We start from the raw sequence: 3,002 nt of genomic DNA, 5'->3' as shown, positions 1-3,002 counted from the left end.
GCCATGTGCTGTCACGGCTTCCGTCGTTCACGAAGAGCACGAAGCTGTCTACGCCGATTTCTCCCGACGCCGTGAGGCTGTCTAACAGGTCCGTCAGCCGGCGGGCAGAGCTTTCGAGCACTTCCTCCTCGTTATAGCAGGGAGACACTATTGCCAGTTTGGTCATGATCGGTTTGTTTTTAAATTCACGAACTCGGTGTATGTGACGAATTGCCGTCCGTCTGCTTTGAGCATCTTGACGAGCCTGTCGAGACGTTCCGTCATGCGGCGCCCGCTGTTGTTGCGGATGATGAACGGCATACGGAACTCCGGGTGTTCTTTAAGGTCGTAGAACTCCCACGGGTGGAAGTAGGTCACGAAATACCCGTCGTGGCGCAGCACACGGCGCGTGAGCGAGTGGTATAACCGCTCGGGCAGGTTGTGCAGCGAGAGCCAGAAGAGCGGGAAGCGGAGCCACGGTGTGACCGAGGCCGGTATCTGCATCACGCCGTCGCGCATGAAATACGTGCGCAGGGCAGACAGGTGCATGTATCTGCCGGGAATGAAAGCGGGATTTAACGACGAGTTGTATTTATACCCCATGCGGGTCAGTTCGCTGTCGCTCACGGGGAACATTCTCGGCTGCCGGTAGCCGTTCATCGTCAGTCCGGTGATTTTTTCGAGTATCCTCTTGGAGCGTTCCACGTCTGTGGCCGCCGGTTTCCAGTGGTCGCAACCGTGGCATGCCACCTCGTGTCCCTCTTCGATGATGCGCCGTATGGTTTGGGGAGCGTTCTCCGCGAAGTTTGATGTGCAGAAGAACGTCGCTTTAACTCCGTTTTCTTTCAGGCAGTCGAGTATGCGGCGCGTACCCTCCACGGATACTTTCATGCCCTCTTCGAGCGTGAAGTCCACCCCATGCTCGCGCGGAACGTCAAACTCTTCGGTGTCAAAACTGAGTAATATCATTGCCTTGTTTTGTTTGGTTACGCTGCAAAATTACTGAAAATAATCGGAGTTTTGATCATGTCGGATGCGTAAATGTGAAATGACGGATGTGAAATTCGGAAAAATGCAAATGTTATTAAACGGACAAGAGGTAAAAAGTGGTGCCCCGACCACCTTTTACCTCTCGTCCGTTTAATCTGTTTTACGTCGGTTGTCCCGCGTCTGCCATACGGCGTTTGCCATGTCTTTTTTCTATTCGTCGATGCTTTCGGCAAACTTGTCTATTAGCGACTGCATCTTTTTCATTATGTCTTCCATCTGTTGGTGCAGCCGGTCGATGTGTTTCTGTGCTGTCTTTTTGTTGTCGTGGCCGGCTTCCATGCCGCTGCGGATGTTCCTAATCTGATCTTTTATGTCGGAAATCATATTTCTGTAAAGTATTATCGATGCTCTCATCTTGTTCATTTTTTCTTCATCCGACTCCTTGTCTTTCACTACCGGGACGATGCCGCCGGTGTTGTTGCGCCTGTTAATGTATTCGTTCACTATGCGGGAGTATTCCCCTTGGTTTTGTATGTTATAGTGACCGTTATGTACCGTCATGTAGACCGTAAAGTCGGGAATGAAGTATATGTCTATCCATGCCGTGCAAAGCTCGTTGCCCGGGAATATGGCACGTATGCGGCCGGATTTGATATTGTCGAGTTCTGTCTCGAAACGGAACTTCTTGTTCACCACCGGTACACACGCGACAATGTCGTTGTCGGCTATCACGTCATCGTCGTCGGCAATGTAAATGTTGTAGCACGAGTCGGCAATGGCTTCGTCTACGGTGCCCTCGATGACAAACTTGCCGCTTCTCTTCGTTACGCCGGCCGCGGGAGTTATTCCCGGATAGGTTATGTAGCCGTTGTATTTGATTTCTTTATCATTTTCAATGTCGGGGCGGGCAGAGGTGATTATGAATATCTTTCCTTTCCTTACGTCTTTCCCGTTGTCGAGCACGAGCGCATAGCAGTCACGCAGCGACGGGTTGTCGGGATTTTTGGTGTTGAGCATCCACAGTTCGTCTCCCGGTTTCTCGCGCAATACCAGCTGCCCGCTGCCCATGCTGATCACTTCATTCGGCTTGTCGCCCGGGGCTATGTGGATATACTGGTAGCCGCAGTCCTTGTCTTTCTCGAATGCCTCTATGACTTTTTGCAGCAGCTTGTCGCCGGCTTTTACCGTGATGCTTGTTCCCTTATACATCTCTTTCAGCAAGCCGGTATTCGGGTCGACGTCTTTCTTTACGGACATGGCTTTCTCGTTGCCGCCTTTCGTGCAAAGGTTGTTAAGGGCCTTTTTCAGGTTCTCGGGCACTTTTGCCGGTGCGTTAACCTCCGCCGAACTTGCCGCCATGCTTATGCCGCAAGCGATGAGCAGCATGATGATTGTCTTTTTCATATCAATATTGTTTTAGTTGTTTTTTAATTAAATTACAGGCTCCCGTTATATGTTTGCCATTTGTTCCATGTTGTACTTCGCTATTTCCACTTCCAGTCTCATCCTTGCCAGACAGGCTTTCGCTGACAGCCGCCTTATCTGTTCTATTTCCTCGGCCGTGTACTCGAAGTTCTCCCGGTTGGTGATTGGCAGGTCAGCCTCGGATATTATCCTGTCCGGTGAGGCTCCGTCCATGCTTATTGCCGCAGGCATCGGCCCGGTGATATTCCGTCTTGCGGCCTTGGCGGGTGCCTCGGCCTGTCTGCTGTCGCTGCTGGTGTGTGGCGTTCGGGTTTCCGAGCGCTTCGGCGCCGGCTTTTTCTTTACGGCCGGTGAGGCCGTGGCCGTCAGGTTGTTTTCTTTCCGTATGTCTGCCGTCGGTGCCGGCTGCCGTGGCGGTTGCGCGCTTACGGTGTCTGTCACCGGTGCTTTCCGGGCCGTGGCGGTGTCGCCGTTCTTGGGCGGCGTGAGGAATATCACGAGTATTCCGGCCGCGCAGGCTGCGGCAATCCACGGCATGAGGTGTGCCCGCCGGGGCTTGGCCATGCGCCTTGCCCTGTCTGTAATCTTCTCTTTGAGGTCTTCCGATG

3 protein-coding genes and 1 pseudogene are annotated in these 3,002 nt (G+C 52.7%); all 4 read right to left on the bottom strand.

Going from position 1 to position 3,002, the window contains the following annotated elements; genetic code table 11:
• Nucleotides 1–166 (bottom strand): annotated as a pseudogene (locus tag MoGM_RS05670) (glycosyltransferase); the annotation flags it as partial.
• Nucleotides 163–948 carry a polysaccharide deacetylase family protein gene (locus MoGM_RS05665; protein ID WP_104369153.1) on the bottom strand — a complete coding sequence of 262 codons (786 nt, stop codon included), beginning with the start codon at nt 946–948 and terminating at the stop codon, nt 163–165. The pseudogene MoGM_RS05670 and the gene MoGM_RS05665, both read right to left, overlap by 4 nt.
• Before the next feature lie 231 nt (nt 949–1,179).
• On the bottom strand, nt 1,180–2,373 hold the full coding sequence (locus MoGM_RS05660) for a hypothetical protein (RefSeq protein WP_104369152.1): 1,194 nt from the start codon (nt 2,371–2,373) through the stop codon (nt 1,180–1,182).
• A 45-nt stretch (nt 2,374–2,418) separates the two neighbouring features.
• On the bottom strand, nt 2,419–3,002 hold a 584-nt coding region (locus MoGM_RS12990; RefSeq protein WP_199181768.1), incomplete at its 5' end, for a hypothetical protein.

Origin of the sequence: Prevotella sp. MGM1, from assembly GCF_002933775.1 — a bacterium.
Lineage (GTDB): Bacteria > Bacteroidota > Bacteroidia > Bacteroidales > Bacteroidaceae > Prevotella.
Note: the sequence above shows the minus strand (reverse complement) of the source record. Positions and strands in the feature narration are given on the sequence as shown.

Excerpts from the sequence above, each read along its gene's own strand:
- MoGM_RS05665 (WP_104369153.1), bottom strand. The coding sequence starts at position 948 with ATGATATTACTCAGTTTTGACACCGAAGAGTTTGACGTTCCGCGCGAG.
- MoGM_RS05660 (WP_104369152.1), bottom strand. The coding sequence starts at position 2,373 with ATGAAAAAGACAATCATCATGCTGCTCATCGCTTGCGGCATAAGCATG.